General features: G+C 63.0%; 16 protein-coding genes and 3 pseudogenes. 10 read left to right on the top strand and 9 right to left on the bottom strand.

Going from position 1 to position 16164, the window contains the following annotated elements; translation table 11 throughout:
- Positions 1-135: 135 nt before the first annotated feature.
- Positions 136-972 carry a S1-like domain-containing RNA-binding protein gene (locus E8F20_RS03115; protein WP_280282396.1) on the top strand — a complete coding sequence of 279 codons (837 nt, stop codon included), beginning with the start codon at positions 136-138 and terminating at the stop codon, positions 970-972.
- 266 nt (positions 973-1238) lie between these two features.
- Positions 1239-1499, top strand: a complete 261-nt coding sequence (locus E8F20_RS03110; RefSeq protein ID WP_280282395.1) for a DUF3509 domain-containing protein — start codon at positions 1239-1241, stop codon at positions 1497-1499.
- A 46-nt stretch (positions 1500-1545) separates the two neighbouring features.
- On the opposite strand, the gene E8F20_RS03105 is transcribed toward E8F20_RS03110, so the two are convergent.
- A complete protein-coding gene (locus E8F20_RS03105; RefSeq protein ID WP_280282394.1) occupies positions 1546-1872 on the bottom strand; it encodes a hypothetical protein in 327 nt (108 codons plus the stop codon).
- Between the two features lie 285 nt (positions 1873-2157).
- Between E8F20_RS03105 and E8F20_RS03100 the strand changes: the two genes are divergently transcribed.
- Positions 2158-3072, top strand: coding sequence for a c-type cytochrome domain-containing protein (locus E8F20_RS03100; protein ID WP_280282393.1), 915 nt, complete (start codon positions 2158-2160; stop codon positions 3070-3072).
- 212 nt (positions 3073-3284) lie between these two features.
- Here the strand turns inward: E8F20_RS03100 and E8F20_RS03095 are convergent, their stop codons facing one another.
- A complete protein-coding gene (locus tag E8F20_RS03095; RefSeq protein ID WP_280282392.1) occupies positions 3285-4220 on the bottom strand; it encodes a DMT family transporter in 936 nt (311 codons plus the stop codon).
- Between the two features lie 128 nt (positions 4221-4348).
- Here E8F20_RS03095 and E8F20_RS03090 point away from each other — a divergent pair, with 128 nt between their 5' ends.
- Positions 4349-5287: a LysR substrate-binding domain-containing protein gene (locus tag E8F20_RS03090; RefSeq protein ID WP_280282391.1), complete on the top strand. Its 939-nt coding sequence runs from the start codon at positions 4349-4351 to the stop codon at positions 5285-5287.
- A 46-nt stretch (positions 5288-5333) separates the two neighbouring features.
- On the opposite strand, the gene E8F20_RS03085 is transcribed toward E8F20_RS03090, so the two are convergent.
- The 4 genes from E8F20_RS03085 to E8F20_RS03070 all read right to left on the bottom strand — a co-directional run bounded on the left by E8F20_RS03085 (position 5334) and on the right by E8F20_RS03070 (position 7344).
- Entirely contained in the window at positions 5334-5888 is a 555-nt protein-coding gene (locus tag E8F20_RS03085) for a magnesium transporter (protein ID WP_280282390.1), read from the bottom strand.
- 189 nt (positions 5889-6077) lie between these two features.
- A complete protein-coding gene (locus E8F20_RS03080; protein ID WP_028626729.1) occupies positions 6078-6257 on the bottom strand; it encodes a hypothetical protein in 180 nt (59 codons plus the stop codon).
- Between the two features lie 93 nt (positions 6258-6350).
- Entirely contained in the window at positions 6351-6560 is a 210-nt protein-coding gene (locus E8F20_RS03075; protein WP_028626730.1) for a cold-shock protein, read from the bottom strand.
- A 277-nt stretch (positions 6561-6837) separates the two neighbouring features.
- Complete coding sequence (locus E8F20_RS03070; RefSeq protein ID WP_280282389.1) at positions 6838-7344, bottom strand: cytochrome C; 507 nt, start codon at positions 7342-7344, stop codon at positions 6838-6840.
- Between the two features lie 204 nt (positions 7345-7548).
- Here E8F20_RS03070 and wecB point away from each other — a divergent pair.
- Positions 7549-8462, top strand: a pseudogene (gene wecB, locus E8F20_RS03065) (UDP-N-acetylglucosamine 2-epimerase (non-hydrolyzing)); the annotation flags it as partial.
- A 9-nt stretch (positions 8463-8471) separates the two neighbouring features.
- On the opposite strand, the gene E8F20_RS03060 reads toward wecB, so the two are convergent.
- Positions 8472-9602: a PilT/PilU family type 4a pilus ATPase gene (locus tag E8F20_RS03060; RefSeq protein WP_280282388.1), complete on the bottom strand. Its 1131-nt coding sequence runs from the start codon at positions 9600-9602 to the stop codon at positions 8472-8474.
- Between the two features lie 175 nt (positions 9603-9777).
- Positions 9778-9897: pseudogene (locus E8F20_RS03055) on the bottom strand (LysR family transcriptional regulator); the annotation flags it as partial.
- 128 nt (positions 9898-10025) lie between these two features.
- On the opposite strand from E8F20_RS03055, the gene E8F20_RS03050 reads away from it, so the two are divergent.
- On the top strand, positions 10026-10784 hold the full coding sequence (locus tag E8F20_RS03050; RefSeq protein ID WP_280282387.1) for an SDR family oxidoreductase: 759 nt from the start codon (positions 10026-10028) through the stop codon (positions 10782-10784).
- A 271-nt stretch (positions 10785-11055) separates the two neighbouring features.
- Here the strand turns inward: E8F20_RS03050 and speB are convergent, their stop codons facing one another.
- Positions 11056-12030, bottom strand: coding sequence for an agmatinase (speB, locus tag E8F20_RS03045; RefSeq protein ID WP_280282386.1), 975 nt, complete (start codon positions 12028-12030; stop codon positions 11056-11058).
- Between the two features lie 158 nt (positions 12031-12188).
- On the opposite strand from speB, the gene E8F20_RS03040 reads away from it, so the two are divergent.
- The 4 genes and pseudogenes from E8F20_RS03040 to E8F20_RS03025 all read left to right on the top strand — a co-directional run.
- On the top strand, positions 12189-13124 hold the full coding sequence (locus E8F20_RS03040) for a LysR family transcriptional regulator (RefSeq protein ID WP_280282385.1): 936 nt from the start codon (positions 12189-12191) through the stop codon (positions 13122-13124).
- Positions 13124-14650 carry a sigma-54-dependent transcriptional regulator gene (locus tag E8F20_RS03035; protein ID WP_280282384.1) on the top strand — a complete coding sequence of 509 codons (1527 nt, stop codon included), beginning with the start codon at positions 13124-13126 and terminating at the stop codon, positions 14648-14650. The genes E8F20_RS03040 and E8F20_RS03035 overlap by 1 nt, the downstream gene beginning before the upstream one ends.
- A 316-nt stretch (positions 14651-14966) precedes the next feature.
- Positions 14967-15344: a glycine cleavage system protein GcvH gene (gene gcvH, locus E8F20_RS03030; protein WP_280282382.1), complete on the top strand. Its 378-nt coding sequence runs from the start codon at positions 14967-14969 to the stop codon at positions 15342-15344.
- 12 nt (positions 15345-15356) lie between these two features.
- Positions 15357-16164: pseudogene (locus E8F20_RS03025) on the top strand (glycine dehydrogenase (aminomethyl-transferring)); the annotation flags it as partial.

The raw sequence follows: 16164 nt of genomic DNA, 5'->3' as shown, positions 1-16164 counted from the left end.
CCTTTTTGCACCTTGTCCGCCGATGAAAGGTGCGTTTGCCTGGCTTCACGGAGCACCGCCGCAATCTACGCATGCTCGTGGTTCGCCAACCGGCCAGCAGGTAGAATGCCGCCTCGACATACAGAGGTAGCGAAGATGGCACTTATCGGGCGGTTCAATTCACTTCAGGTGGTCAAGCACACCGACTTCGGCCTGTACCTGGACGGTGGTCCGGATGGTGAGATCCTGCTGCCCAATCGATATGTGCCAAAGGATGAGCCCAGCGAAGTCGGCGACTGGCTGAACGTCTTCCTATATCTGGACAGCGAAGACCGTCCGCTGGCTACCACCCTCAAACCCAAGGTGCAGGTCGGCGGCTTTGCCAGCCTCAAAGTGGTGGAAATCAACCGCGTTGGCCTGTTCCTCGACTGGGGCCTGCCCAAGGACCTGTTGCTGCCTCACTCGGAAGAGAAGCGCCCGCTGCAGGTAGGCGACTACTGTGTGGTGCACGTCTACCTCGACAAGCGCACCCGGCGCATCACCGCCACCGCCCGCCTGGACCGCTACCTGGACACCACTCCGCCGCGATACAAGGCAGGCCAGGAGGTGGACCTGCTGGTGGTGGAGAAGACCGATCTTGGCTTCAAGGCCATTATCAACGGCCAGCACTGGGGCCTGATTCACAAGAACGAAGTCTTCAAGTTCCTGCGCAATGGCATGCGCGAGAAGGGCTACATCAAGGAAATCCGCCCCGACGGCAAAATCAGCCTGAGCCTGCAACCGCAGGGCGCAGAGGCAGTGAGTGGCGTGGGGGAGCAAATCCTTGCCGCCCTGCGTGCGGAAGGTGGCGTACTCAACCTGTCCGACAAGAGTCCACCGGAGGTCATCAGCCAGCGTTTCGGGGTCAGCAAGGGCAACTTCAAGAAGGCCATTGGAGGTCTCTTCAAGCAGGGACTGATCCGCATCGAAGACGACCGCATCGAGCTCCTCTGAGCCGCCACTGAAATCCCCTCAGGCCATGTCCCGCGCGGCCTTGAATACAAAGCCCCCGATTCTGGAGTTGCTCCGGACGGGGGCTTTGCATTGTGTTGGCCTTGCAAATTGCATGCTGGCAAATGGCCGAATCGTGCGCAATGCATGGAAAAACTTGTTCAAAAAAATTGTAACGGACTGATTTATTTGGGATTTCAGTTGTCTTAGGTCCGGCATGCACGCTGCAAGTGGGGTGCAGGAGCAATCATTTTTCTAGGAGAGAAGACATGGATCTGGATTTCGACAAGCTGATCAGCGCCTTTCCGGAATACGAACTCAGCACCAAATCTCGGCCCGATGGTGGTTTCGTCTTGACGCTGGAACGCGATGGAAAATTCTTTCAGCGCGTGGTGGCGGCGACGGTACAGCTGGATTGGCTGGTCAGTACGCTAAAACGCGACTTGGCGCTGGAGCAGGGTGAAGTGCCGCCGGTGGAGTCGCTGAAGGTGTTGCATCGGAAGCCTTTGCCGCGCTATCTGCGCGCCTGAGGCTGGTTGGCCGCGACTGGGACGTCGCGGCCAGAGACTCGAACGATCAGGTTTCGATTCCGGAGGGTGGCAGCATGGCGTCCCCTTCCTTATCCCCTTCCTGGTTCGATGGCGTACGCGGTGGCTCCTCGCGCACCTCGTCTTTCTGCTGTTGTTCTCCCAGCAGTTCCTTGGCTGAAGCCTGAGCTTCGTCCACTTTCTTGTTCAGCTCGTTGACCGCTTCGCCGATGGCTTCCCGGGCGATTTCCTGGGCGGCTGCCTCGGCTTTCTCCGCCAGCTTGTTGGCCGATTCCTCGGCCAGGTCGCAGCCCGCGAGGCTGGCCAACAGGCCGGCACCGAGCAGCAGGGCAGTAAGGCGGGGGACAGGTTTCATGCAGTGATTCTCCAATTGCGACACGCGGCGGCCATCATTGCTTACAGCAGGCGCCGAGGAAACACGCCCGCGCGGCGATTCTGTGTGCGGACGTTTCTGGCGTTGCGCGCATGAGAAAGCCCCGGGGCCCACAGCGGCGACTGTAAGGAACCCGGGGCCTGGGGTCGGCATCCGCCGGCCTCCAATAGACTGACCGGCGGATTGCAGAGGGGTTCCGCGAGACTACGCAGTTTGAGTTGTTTCACTAGGCTTAGCGAGGCAACCCACACTGGAGGCAGAGTCGAAATGGGCAAAGTCCTGGCGCGGGTCAAACTGTGCTCGCTGCTCCTGGTGCCAGCGCTGGGCATGGCGCAGGACGTGAGCTTCGACGATATCCAGCCGATCCTCCAGGCACGCTGCGTAATGTGCCACGCCGGCGAAGCGGCACCGCTTGGCCTGCGCTTGACCAGTCTCGATGAACTGCTCAAAGGCAGCAGCCACCGCCAGGTGGTCGCGCGCGGCGACCCGGCAGGCAGCGAGTTGATCCGGCGCCTCAAGGGGCAGAGTCAGCCGCGTATGCCCATGATCGGGCCACCCTTTCTCAGTGACGCCGAGATCGCGCTGTTCGAGCGCTGGATCGCAGGTGGGCTGCAGGCCGGTAGTCAGCCTGCCGACGCCACCTTCTCGGCGTTGCCACTGCAACGCCCGCCAGCGGGACAGCCGGTGACCTATGAACATGTCGCGCCGATCTTTGCCAGTCGCTGCGTGAAGTGCCATTCCCCTTACGGTCTGATGGGCTCGGCTCCAGAGGGTCTGTTGCTGAATGCGTATTCCGCCATCCTCGACCGCCACGAGCGTGTGCGCGTGATACCGGGTGCCGCGGGTGCCAGTGAGCTGGTGCGCCGCATCCGTGGTCAGTCGCAGCCGCAGATGCCTTACGACGGCCCGCCCTTTCTCAGCGACGAGGAAATCCAGCTGATCGTGGACTGGATCGATCAGGGGGCTCGCGACGCCAACGGCCAGCCGGCGCCCAGCCCGGTTGGCGCGCGGGTGCGGTTGCAGGGAGTGTTGGGAGAGGGCTGGACCTTGGACGCGTTGCAGCTGGTGGTCGGTCCCGGCACGCGCATCGACAAGTCACCTGATGTGGGGGACTACGTGGAAGTGCGCGGGCGCTGGGGGGCGGACGGCAGGGTGCTGGTGGAGCGCATCCGCCGGCGTTGATCTCGGGGTGGGCCGCTTTCCCATTGTTCAGCGTTACGGCAACCGCTCTTCCTGCGACGGCCTTATGGCTGAGGAGCCGGTCGTACCATCGTGGCCGACGCATTTGTAGACCTGTGCCGTCGCCGTCAATGGCAGCAAGCACAGTCCCAGGAATAGCGCTCTCCAGTGTTTCCCTCGCTTTGCGGGAGAAGCGCGAGGCTAGCAGAGCCCGATCAGGCCTCGGAAGGGGCAAGCACCTTGCGTCGCTGGCGGCCACGCAGCAGCTCGGCGCCGCTGACCAGGACAATGCCTCCCAGTACCAGGGTGGCGCCGATGGCAAAGGACGTGTCGATTGTCTCCCCCAGCACCAGCACACCGAAGGTGACACCGAACAACGGGGTCATGAAGGACAGCACCGACAGGCGAGTAGCCAGGTAGCGACGCAGTAGCCAGAACCAGGCCAGGTAGCTCACCAAGGCGATCACCACCACCTGGAAGGCGAGGCTGATCACGGCCTTATGAGTCAGTTGCATGTCGGTCTTGCCGGTGCTGAAGGCCACCACCGTCAGCAGCAGGACTGCGCCGAACAACTGGTAGAACAGGGTCTTCACCGGGTTGGCCTCGGAGAGCGATGAGCCGCGGATCACCAGTGTGGTGGCACCCCAGGCCAGGGCGCCGCACAGGGCATAGGCGTCGCCCAGCAGCACATTGCCGGGCGCGCCGGCGGGTTGGCCGAGGAAGGCGGTGGCGATACCACCGAACGCCACCAGCACCCCCAGCCACTGGACGGGCGAGAGACGTTCCTCCGGCAACATAAGGTGCAGTCCGAGGGCGGCGAACATGGGTGCGGTGTAGAGGAATACCGACAGGTGCGAGGCGCTGGTGTGATTCAGCCCTTCACCGATGAACAGGAACTCCAGGGCGAACAACGTGCCGACGGCGATGCCCGGCAGCAAGGTGCCGTCAGTGAAAGCGCCGCGGCCCTCCTTCCACAGCACCAGGGCGCCCAGCACCAGGGCCGCACCGCCGGAGCGGATGGCCAGCTGCAGGATGGACGGCACGTCATCCAGCGTCAGCTTGATCGCCACCTGCTGGAAACCCCAGCAGATGCAGAGGACGAACATCAGTCCACAGGCGAACCAGTCCAGGGGAAGGCGGGAGGGTTTCATCGTTCGACTCGCAAGGCAGAGGGGCGCGGCAGAGGCCGCCAATGGGTGGCAGGATCGGTCCTCGACCGCCTTGCATTCAAACGATGTTTTGTCATCATGCTTTGACTTGAACTCAAAGCGAATCTGCCATGCGTCTCCCGTCACTCATCGCCCTGCGTACTTTCGAGGTCGCCGCCCGCAGCCGTAACTTCACCGAAGCTGCCCAGGAACTTTCCGTGACCCCGGGAGCCGTGAGCCGACAGATCCGCCTGCTGGAAGGCGAGCTGGGCGTGAGTCTGTTCGACCGCACGCGCAACACGGTCACGCTCAATGACAATGGTCGTCGCCTGGCGGCCACCGTCACCCAGGCCTTCGAACTGCTCACCCGTGGCGCCGACGAACTGCGTGGCCAGGATGAAGGCCCCATTCACATCACCTGCGCACCTTCCATTGCCAGCCACTGGCTGATGCGTCGGCTCAATCAGTTCGCCGCAATCAATCCGGACATCACCCTCAGCCTGGAAGCCACCGAGCAGTTGGTGGACCTGGAGCGCGGCGAGGCGACACTGGCTATTCGCTTCACCGCCACCGATGCGCCCATGCCGGCCAGCGAGCTGCTGTTTCTCGAGGAGTTCTTCCCGGTGTGCAGCCCGAGTTATCTGGAACAGTTCGGCGCGGTACGCGAACCACGGGACATGCTGGGTGCGCGACTGATCCACACCCACTGGAAGAACACCGCCAACCTCCACCTGCCGAGCTGGGAAGACTGGTTCGCCACCTACGTGGGCGAGCCGGGACCGACGAAAGGCGGGATGCGTTTCGGCCTGATCGGCCACGCCATCCAGGGCGCAGTGAGCGGCCAGGGCTTCGCCCTCGGATCAACCGCTCTGGCCTGTGACGACATCGCCAACGGTCGACTGGTGCTGCCTTTCGGCGAACGCTGCCGCCTGTCGACCCCCTGGGCCTATCGTCTTGCGTGGAGCCGCAGGTCGCCTCCGGCGGAAAAGGTGCGCCGTCTCATCGACTGGCTGATGGACGAAGCCCGCGCCAGCACTGCGCCGGGGCAGGGCAGTGTGGGGAGGAGTTGAAGCGGCGGATGACGCCAGGCGTTGCATCCGCCGCCGCCAGGCGGGGTTACATCATCTTGCGCCACTGATGCAGCCAGTGTTGCAGGCCCTCGGCCCAATCCGGTGTGGCCTGGCCGGTGCCGGCGGTCCGGAGCATCGGGTGATGACTGACGACGCGGGCGAGGATGGGTTCCTGCGTCGGCTTCACGTCGACGAAGAACACATGCTTGCCTTCGTCCAGCGTGGGTTTGAAGCGTTTCACCACAGCGTTGGGCGTCTGTATACCGAACAGGCTGCCTTCCCAGACGCTGAAGCCGAACAATGCAATGGCCAGGAAGATGAACGGGATCCAGCCCGCTGCCGTGCCAGTCCAGCCGCTGATCCAGGCTACCAGCATCACCAGGGCTGCCAGGGCCAGGCCGATGCCGACACCGATCAGCCCGGAATGCACCATGTCGCGCTTCATCACCGAGGAAACATCATGAAGATGGTAATGCTCGACGTCGGCGTCGCGTTCGCTGAGCACATGGATCTGCTCGTGGTCGATGCCCAGGGCCTCGAGCTCGTCTTCGACCCTTTCCAGGTCTTTCAGGTTGTCGCTGATGTAGTAGTGCCGCTGCATGGGACACCTCCCATCTGGCTGGCGCCGGGCCCCCTCCGGCTATTACCCCCAGTTCCGGCCGCTGTCGGCCTGCGTGGAAGTTTAGTCCGGTGAGTCTTGCAGCACGTGGCATCCGCCCATCGGCAGGTCGGAGCGATGGCGCCGGGCGGCAGGTCTTGCACCTGTCCGCCCAGGGGCGCCAGGAGGGTCTTACTTGTTGCCGATGCGGATATGGCGGCTCGGTGCAACCTGGGCGCTCACGCCCTTGGCGATTTCCTGGATCTCGCCACCCTTGTTCAGGAAGGCAGCAATCTGAGCTTCCAGGGCTTCGCTGCTAGTGGTGGCTGCCGGCGGCTTGGGGGTGCTGCTGTGGGAGGTCTTGATGCGCATTTCACTTTCTCTGTACGTAGTGGCCCGGAAGAGGCCATCTGAAACCACTGAAAAAAAAACCGGCCCGAAGGCCGGTTCTTTTTCGGCTCGTGCTTACAGCACTTGCACTTCGTCGGCTTGCATGCCTTTTTGGCCCTGCACAGCTACGAAGGAGACCTTCTGGCCTTCCTTCAGGCTTTTGAAGCCAGCGCTTTGGATAGAACGGTAGTGAACGAACAGATCGGGACCGTTATCGGTGGTAATGAAGCCGTAGCCCTTTTCATCGTTGAACCACTTGACGGTGCCGGTTTGGCGCTCGGACATTGGAATGTCTCCTAGAAACTGAGTTATTGCTGGGCTGGATCGTTCCAGCCTGTCACTGAGTGCAGAGAGTCGGCAACCGATGAAGAGGGGACCGCTAAAGTACAGACCGTTTCCCGGTGACACGTGCATCACAGCGCTCGACACAATACCTGTGCTTTCGAGGAATGCCTAACCTTTTATTCGCCGGCCGTCCGATCAGGTCGCCGACGGTCAAGCGCAAGCTACGGCACGCTGGCTCGCCGACGAACGGATTCGCACTGGCACACGACGCGCTTCGTCACTTCACGCCTGGAAATACCGCATAGGGCATCTGCGGCGTCTTGTCCGGTGGCAGGTAGGCCGGTGCCATTTCACCCGCTGCGCCGAGGTGGCGGACATAGCGATAGATGGCGATGAGGTCGTCATCTTCCATCTTGCGCAGGTTGAACCAGGGCATCGGCGGCCGCCATTCCCGGCGGGCGTGCTCCAGCCATTGCGGCTCTGTCAGGTTGTACGCCACCAGCCGCAGGTTCGAGGCATAGGTGGTACCCCAGGGACCGCGCCAGCCCAACGGGCTGCCCGTCAACCAGCGATCCTCCGGCACCTGGCCGGCCGACTCCATCCATCCTGCCGTATGGCAGTCGTTGCAGCCGGAAATCTGAATCAGATAACGCCCGCGCGCCACATCGTCGCTCTCGGCCAGGGCGGGAGTGGCCAGCAGCAAGAGCAGGGTGGGGAGGAGGGTGAAACAACGCGCATCCAATGCGCCTGGAACGTCCTGTGGGGTGGCGGATTTCGGGGTCATGGTGGCATCCACAGGGAAGATGGCGACTTGGGAAAACATAGCCCATAAGACGGCCGGTCAAGCCGTGGATCAGCGGATTGATGCGTGTCAACGCATCGGCCACCTCGGCTGGACAGCCCCGAGTTAACGGACTTTTCTAGAAAGGCGAGCGACACATGGACGGCTTCAATCGGTCAGCCGGACGACCCGCTCAAGGAGAGCGCGATGCTCCGGCAAGTCCTGGCCTCCTTCGAACTTCAGGTGGACGAAGACCTCGATGTCATGACCCAGGGCCAGACCCTTAACGGCCTGGCCGAGCAGTTGCTGAATAAGCTCGATCAGAGCTGCGACCGCAAACGACCGGACATGGTGCTGGTCCACGGGGACACCACCACCAGCTTCATCGCCGCCCTGGCCGGAAGAGGCCAACCGCAGTCTGACCGGGGTGATTGCCGATCTGCACTTCCCACCGACGAAAAAGTCCCGCGACAACCTGCTGCGCGAGAACATCTCTATCGACAAGATCGAAGTCACCGGCAACACCCTGATCGATGCCCTGTTGTGGATGCGCCAGCACCTGCATGACGCCGACTGGCGTCCCGCAGTCGATTCGCCCCTGGCGGCCCTGGATTCCGACAAGCGCCTGGTGCTGATCACCGGTCACCGCCGGGAGAATTTCGGCGGGCGTCGAGCGCACCTGCCTGGCACTGGCGGAATTGGCGGAGCGCAATCCCGACGTGCAGTTCGTCTACCCGGTGCACCTCAATCCGCAGGTACAGAACGCTGTCTACGGCGTGCTCGCCGGTCGCACCAATATCCACCTCGTCGCGCCCCAGGATTACCAGCACTTCGTCTGGCTGATGGATCGCGCCTACCTGATCCTCACGGACGCCGGCGGCATCCAGGAAGAGGCCCCGGCCCTCGGCAAGCCGCTGCTGGTGTTGCGCAAGGTCACCGAACGACCTTCCGTTCTGGAAGGCGGCACAGTATTGCTGGTAGGCACCGTGCAGCAGCGCATCGTTGACGAGACCAGCCGGCTGCTGGATGACCCCGAGACCTACCAGTCCATGAGCAAGGCCGACCAGGCGCTCTACGCTTCCAAGCACGATGGCCGCAATCGCTGCACCTACGTCGAATGACGCATTCGTCTAGCTGTCACGCAGTACTTTCAGGTCGGAATCCGCGGCGCTGAATCCGCGTTCGAGCTTGATGCGCAGTCCGAGGTCGGTACGCGAGTCGGCGAACTTGAGTGCGTCGGTCAGGGTGATGCGACCTGCCTCGAACAGGGCGAAGAGGTGCTGGTCGAACGTCTGCATGCCTTGTTCCAGGGCTCGCTCTGTAGCCGACTTCAGATCGTCCAGTTGATCCCGCAGGATCAGGTCCTTGATGTAAGGCGTACCCAGCATCAACTCCACGGCGGCTACGCGCTTCTGGGCAAGGCCCGGAACCAGGCGCTGGCCGATCATCGCCAGCAGGTTCTGCGACAGGTCGGCCAGCACTTGCCGCCGTGCCTCGTCGGGGAAGAAGCGGGAGATGCGTTCAATCGCATGACTGCTGCTCGTGCCGTGGAGGGTGGCCAGGCAGAGATGCCCGGTCTCGGCGTAATGCAGGGCATGCTGCATGGTTTCCAGGTCGCGTATTTCCCCGAGCATGATCACATCGGGCGCTTCTCGCAGCACATTGCGCAAGGCGTCGGAAAAGCTGTGAGTGTCCAGGCCAACTTCCCGCTGGTCGATGATCGAGCGTTGATGCGAATGAAGGAACTCGATAGGGTCTTCGATGCAGACAATGTGGCCATCGCGATGACGATTTCGATAATCCAGCATCGCCGCCAGGGTGGTCGATTTGCCGGAGCCGGCGGCCCCGATAACCAGGATCAGGCCGCGATCCTGCACCACCAGCTTCTCCAGAAGGGTGGGCAGGCCCAATGCTTCGATGCCGGGAATCTCACTTTTGATCAACCGTACTACCATCGAAACCTCTCCGCGCTGGTAGTACACATTGATGCGGAAGCGCCCGTTGTTCTGGATGCTGACTGCGAAGTTCATTTCAAGCTCTCGCTCGAACTCGGCCACTTGCTTCTGGGTCATCAGTTGATACGCCATCATTTGCACGTCGCCAGATTTCAGTGGCTGGTCACCGACCGGCATGCTGCGTCCTTCCACCTTGAGATGAGGCATGGCGCCCACGCTCAGGAACAGGTCGGAACCGCCCCGGTCGTGCAGAAGCTGGAGCAGGGGAAACACGTCACGGTCAGGATGGGTGGTCGAGTTGTTCATCGCGGCTCCTCATTGGCGATGAAAAGCCTAGCAGCGGCGGCCGTCGACTGACCTGATGCCCATCAATCGTTTCTGTGGTCGTGTCGCACCTCCAGGTCAATCAGTCCCCCCGCCAATCCATGAAGGCGCGCACCCGTTGTGGCAGGCGACGATGGGAATAGAGCAGGGTGACCGCCAGTGACGGCGCCTGGTCGGATACGGTGGAGCGGGGCAGCCCGAGGCTGTCGGCTGCCGGGGTGAAACTTGACAGTTCGCTGACCCGTACGAAGGTTCTCAGTAGCTCCAGCTTTTTCATCCGTGCGGCGCCTCGTTCCGGATTGTTCGATTGAGCCGATCAGTGCTTTTGAGATCAGCCTGTTTATCGCACTTAATCCGGACAATAAGCTCCTCACCCCCTCCCCACCTGTCACCAGGAGCACTGCTATGACCCGCAAGATCGCACTCATCACGGGCGCCAGCCGCGGCCTTGGCAAGAGCATGGCGCAGCACCTGGCTGCGCAGGGCATCGACATCATCGGCACCTATCACAGCAAGCTGGAGGACGCCGAATCCCTCAGCCGGGAAATCCTGGACCTCGGTGGCCACGCCGCGATGCTGCAACTGGACGTGAGCAAGAGCGGCACTTTCGACGACTTCGTCACCAGCCTGGGCCGCTTGCTGAAGAACGAATTTGGCCGCGATAGCTTCGACTTCCTGGTGAACAATGCCGGCATTGGTATCCATGCCAGCTTCGCCGAAACCACTGAAGAGCAGTTCGACCACCTGGTGAACGTCCAGCTCAAGGGCCCGTTCTTCCTCACCCAGAAGCTGCTGCCGCTGATTGCCGATGGAGGGCGCATCCTCAATATCTCTACCGGCCTCGCGCGCTTCGCCCTGCCGGGCTACGCCGCTTACGCGGCAATGAAGGGCGGTATCGAAGTGCTGACCCGCTACCAGGCCAAGGAGCTGGGCGTCCGTGGTATCTCGGTGAATGTGCTGGCCCCCGGCGCCATCGAGACCGATTTCGGGGGTGGCGTGGTGCGCGACAACTCCGAGGTGAATGCCTTCATTGCCAGCAACACCGCTCTGGGGCGCGTAGGCCTGCCGGAAGACATCGGCGCCGCGGTGGCCATGCTGCTCTCTGACGCCGGCCGCTGGATCAACGGCCAGCGGGTGGAGGCGTCGGGCGGCATGTTCCTGTAGCGGCTAACGCATTCCGTAGGCGCGATTGCATCCTGTAGAAGGGCGATTTCTGCGCTATGTGTTGCAAGCAGCTGGATTGCCCGTAGGAGCTGGCAAGCCAGCTCCTACAAAACGGTTGGCCCGCTCGCAACAGCTAACGCAGACATGGCCAATTCAATCGCCAAGCAGGACGCAGTCCTGCCCACGGAAGTCCTTGCGGCGCTAGATCCCTCATGCCCAGCCCTCTCCCAAAGGGAGAGGGGACTCGTGGCGCATTGTCCCTTGTTCCGCTTCAACCCTTGGCTTGCTTGCGGGCATGGAAGACGAAGCCGATGCTGTTCATCAGTAGCTGCGCTGCCAGGATCGAGGTCATGCCAGTCGGGTCGTAGGCGGGGGCCACTTCCACCAGGTCCATGCCGACGATGCGTCCCTGGCAGCGGTTGGCCAGGCCCTGGATGATTTCCAGCACCTCGTAGTACTGGAAGCCGCCATGGCTCGGCGTGCCAGTACCAGGGGCGATGGAGGGGTCGAAGCCGTCGATGTCGATGGTGATGTAGTAGGACTCGCACTCGGGAATCAGGTCCAGCACGCCGTCGCGGCCAAGCTTGCGCACGTCGCGCACCGAGAGAATCTTCGAGCCGGCTTCGCGAGCGGCGTTGTAGTCACTGCGGTTGGAGGAGGACACGTTGCGGATACCCATCTGGGTCATGCCGACGATGTGATCCATCTCCGAGGCGCGGCGCAGTGGATTGCCGTGGCCGAATCGCACGCCGTGGCGTTCGTCGACGAAGTCCAGGTGGGCGTCGAAGTGAATGATATGGATGGGGCCACGACCCTCGAAGGCCTTCATCACCGGCGCATGCACCGAGTGGTCACCGCCCAGCACCACCGGCATGGCGCCGGCTTCCAGCAGCTTGCGCACGGCAAACTCGATGTTGGCGTTGCTGGTATTCATATCGGTATGAACGATGTCGGCATCACCCACGTCGACGATTCGCACGTCCTCCTGCTGGAGGTACATCACGTCGTCCTCGAAGTCGTAGGCGCCGCTGTGGCCGAAGGAGAACAGGGTGGATGCCTCGCGAATGCCGCGCGGTCCGAAACGCGCGCCGGAGCGCCATTGGGTCCCCATGTCGTTGGGCGCGCCAAGCACTGCAACGTCCGCGTTCAGGGCGTCCCAGTCGGTGCAGATGGGCGACTTGGCGAAGGTGCAATGGCCGACGAAGGGCAGATTCAGGCGACCGTTTTCATAGCTGTTGCTGGACATGTTCAGGCGACTCCACGTTGTTCTTGTAGGGTGACCGGCAGGGTGCTCGCACCTCGACCATGGCCTTATCCTGGGCTTTACCTGCGCCTTGAAAAATGACGATGATGCGATGCGCAAATCGACATAACCGATGTAATCCCTAGCCTGTGAGGTGCAGGATGATTCAATTGCACGATGTGGACCTGAAGCTGCTCAGGGTCTTCAACACCATCGTCAAGTGCGGAGGATTCTCGGCTGCCCAGGCCGCCCTCAACGTTGCCCAATCCACCATCAGCGAGCAGATGGCGCACCTGGAAACGCGGCTCGGAGTCAAGCTTTGCGAACGTGGGCGCAGCGGCTTCCGCCTGACCGAGCAGGGCCAGGCGATACACGAGGCCACCCTGCGCCTGCTGGGCGCGGTGGAGGACTTCTGCGTGGATGCCGATGTGCTCAAGCGTCAGGTCAGCGGCACCCTAAACCTCGGGGTGATCGACACCACCATCACTGACCCGGCTTGCCCTCTGAAGACGACCACCCAGCGTTTCGTCCAGCGCGGCCACGACGTTCACCTGCACGTTTACATTGGCACTCCGGCCGAGCTGGAAGAGCGGGTGCTGGATGGTCGCCTGCACCTGGCGGTGGGGCATTTCCCGTTTCGTGTGCCGGGGTTGTCCTATTCGCCGCTGTACCAGGAAAGTCATGGCTTCTACTGCGGCCGCAACCACGCGCTGTTCGGCATCACTGCGCCCAAGGTGGATCTGCTGGAGCGCATCGCTGCCAGCCGCGTGGTGGCGCGCGGTTACCTGCAGCAGCGCGACCTTCAGGCCCTGGGCGTGGAAAAGGCCGCCGCCACGGTCGACAACGTCGAGGCCCAGGCCATGCTGATTCTCTCGGGGGCCTATGCCGGCTTCCTGCCCGAGCACTACGCGCGGCAATGGGTGGAGGCGGGCGACCTGGAACACCTGGGGCCTGGCCGTCTGCAACTGCTCTCGGCCTTCGAGACGATCACCCGGCGCGGGGTGGCGACGCCCATGATCCTGCGCGCCTTCCTCGATGAACTGCTCAATGGCGCCCGTACCCTCGCGGCGCAGAACAAGATTGACCGGGGCCAGTAATGCGAATCCACGTCACCTTCATCGACCGCGTCGGCATTACCCAGGAAGTCCTGGCGCTGCTGGGCGCGCGCAACCTCAACCTGGACGCGGTGGAGATGATCCCGCCCAACGTCTACATCGACGCACCGGCCTTGTCGCAGACCGTGCTGGACGAGCTCTACGACGCCCTGTTGCGAGTGGATGGCGTGCGGGCCGTGGAGCTTGTCGACATCCTCCCCGGCCAGCGCCGGCACTTGCAGCTGGATGCCTTGCTCGCCGCAGTGAGCGACCCGGTGCTGGCGGTGGACCCCGGCGGCCATGTACTGCTGGCCAATCCGGCCCTGGTCGGGCTCTATGGCCGCGAGCCGGCAGGGGAGCCGCTGTCCAGTCTGTTCGCCGAGGCGGACCTGGCGCAGACCCTGATCGACAAGGGCTTCCGCCTGCCCATGTGCGAGGTGAGCTTCCAGGGCCAGGCCCTGTTGCTGGATGCCACGCCCATCAGCGGCGGTACGGATGCCTTGGTGGGCGGCCTGCTGACCCTCTACCCGCCGAGCCGGATCGGCGAGCGCCTGGCGTCCCTGCACCACGACCATGCCGAGGGGCTGGACGCGTTGCTGGGCAAGTCGGCCGAGCTGAAAGCGCTCAAGGCGCGGCTGCGCAAGGTGGCCAGCCTGGACGCGCCGTTGCTGATCCAGGGCGAAACCGGCACCGGCAAGGAATTGGTGGCCCGCGCCTGTCACGCCATGAGCGCGCGCCGCGATGCCCCCTTCCTCGCGCTCAACTGCGCGGCTCTGCCGGAGAGTCTGGCCGAGAGCGAGCTGTTCGGCTATTCGGCCGGCGCCTTCACCGGCGCCCAGCGCGGCGGCAAGCCGGGGTTGCTGGAACTGGCCGACAGCGGAACGGTGTTTCTCGATGAAGTGGGGGAGATGTCGCCTTACCTGCAGGCCAAGCTGTTGCGCTTTCTCAGCGACGGCTGCTTCCGCCGTATCGGTGGCGACCGCGAGGTACAGGTGAACGTGCGCGTACTCTGCGCCACTCACCGCAACCTGGAGCGCATGGTGGCGGAGGGCGGCTTCCGCGAAGACCTCTATTACCGCCTCAATGTGCTCAACCTGATGGTGCCGCCCCTGCGCGAGCGCGGGCAGGACATCCTCCTGCTGGCCGAGCACTTCCTGCGCCAGGCCTGCGCGCAGATCCAGCGCCCGCCCTGCCGCCTGGCCCCGGCCACCTACCCGGTGCTGCTGGGCAATCGCTGGTCGGGCAACGTGCGCCAGCTGCAGAACGTGATCTTCCGCGCCGCCGCCATCAGCGAAGGCGAGCTGATCGACTGCGACAGCCTGGAACTGGCCGGCACCGCCCTCAAACCCCAGCAGGGCGACCCGCTGGACGTGACCAGTCTGGAGGAGGCCGTCCAGGGCTTCGAGAAGAACCTGCTGCAGCGCCTCTATGCGGCCTATCCCTCCACGCGGCAGCTGGCTGTGCGGCTGAATACCTCCCACACAGCCATCGGCCAACGGCTGCGCAAGTACGGTATCTCGCGTGGCTGAGTGGTTCTCTGTGAGGTGCGAATGACCTGGCTGCTCCGTGCCGGCAGGTCCCGCGGTTCGATTACGTTCCGCTGGAGCGATTTCGCTCCGTTTCCGTCAAGGCCCTGATTCTCGGGGCTTTGCGCCATTCAGGCCAATCGATGCTCCATGTGATGTTGGAGCGATATCGTTCCATTGTGGCGAAGGTATGCCATGGGTAATGTTTTAAGTATTTGATTTATAAGCATTTTTATAAATTGGCATTGCCCTTGCTCTTGTTCAGTCAGCCGAGCCCATAAAACGCTCGGGACCCCACCTGATAACAAGAGGACGATCCATGAGCACGCTGCGTTTTACTCCCGAGCACGAATGGCTGCGCGTTGAAGCCTCCGGCGAACTGACTGTTGGCATTACCAGCTTCGCCCAGGAGGCCTTGGGGGATGTGGTGTTCGTGCAGCTGCCGGATGCCGGCCGCTACGACGAGGGGCAGGAAGTTGCGGTGCTGGAGTCGGTGAAGGCTGCCAGCAATATCACCATGCCGCTGACCGGCGAGGTGATCGAGGTGAACCAGGCCCTGGCCGACAACCCCGAGCTGGTCAACGAGGCGCCCATGGACGACGGCTGGTTCTTCCGCATCCGCCCGGACAATCCCGAGGCGTTCGCCGGCCTGATGGATCAGACCGCCTATGACCGTTTTCTCGCCGACAACGCCTGAGCCGGGGCCGCCATGACCAGAGCACATCTTTCCTTGGGCACCGAGAACGAGTTCGTTGCCCGCCATATCGGTCCGCGCGATGCAGATATCACCGCCATGTTGACGCTGACCGGCTATGCCTCGCTGGACGCGCTGATCGCCAGCGTCATCCCGGACAGCATCAAGGGCACCAGCGTGCTCGACCTGCCGGCCGGGCAGGGCGAGGCCGAAGCGCTTGCGGCGATCAAGGCCATCGCCGCGAAGAACCAGCTGTTTCGCAACCACATCGGCCAGGGCTACTACCCCTGCCACACGCCGACGCCGATTCTGCGCAACCTGCTGGAGAATCCGGCCTGGTACACCGCTTACACCCCCTACCAGCCGGAAATCTCCCAGGGCCGCCTGGAAGCCCTGCTGAACTTCCAGACCCTGGTCAGCGATCTCACCGGCATGGAGATCGCCAACGCCTCTCTGTTGGATGAGGCCACCGCTGCCGCCGAGGCCATGACCTTCTGCAAGCGCCTGGCCAAGAACAAGGCGCCTGCGTTTTTCGCCTCCAGCCATTGCCATCCGCAGACGCTCGATGTGCTGCGCACCCGTGCCGTGCCGCTGGGCATCGAAGTGGTCATCGGTGACGAGTCCGGGCTGGATGACCTGTCCGGCTACTTCGGCCTGCTGCTGCAATACCCCGCCAGCACAGGCCATGTGCCGGACCACCGTGCCCTGGTGCAACGTGCCCATGGGGCCGGTGCGTTGGTGGCGGTCGCCGCCGACCTGTTGGCCCTGACCCTGCTCACCCCGCCCGGCGAGTTCGGTGCCGACGTCGCCCTGGGCAGCGCCC

Origin of the sequence: Pseudomonas sp. BN415, assembly GCF_029871195.1 — a bacterium.
GTDB lineage: Bacteria > Pseudomonadota > Gammaproteobacteria > Pseudomonadales > Pseudomonadaceae > Metapseudomonas > Metapseudomonas resinovorans.
This window is presented reverse-complemented; position numbering and strand designations above follow the sequence as displayed.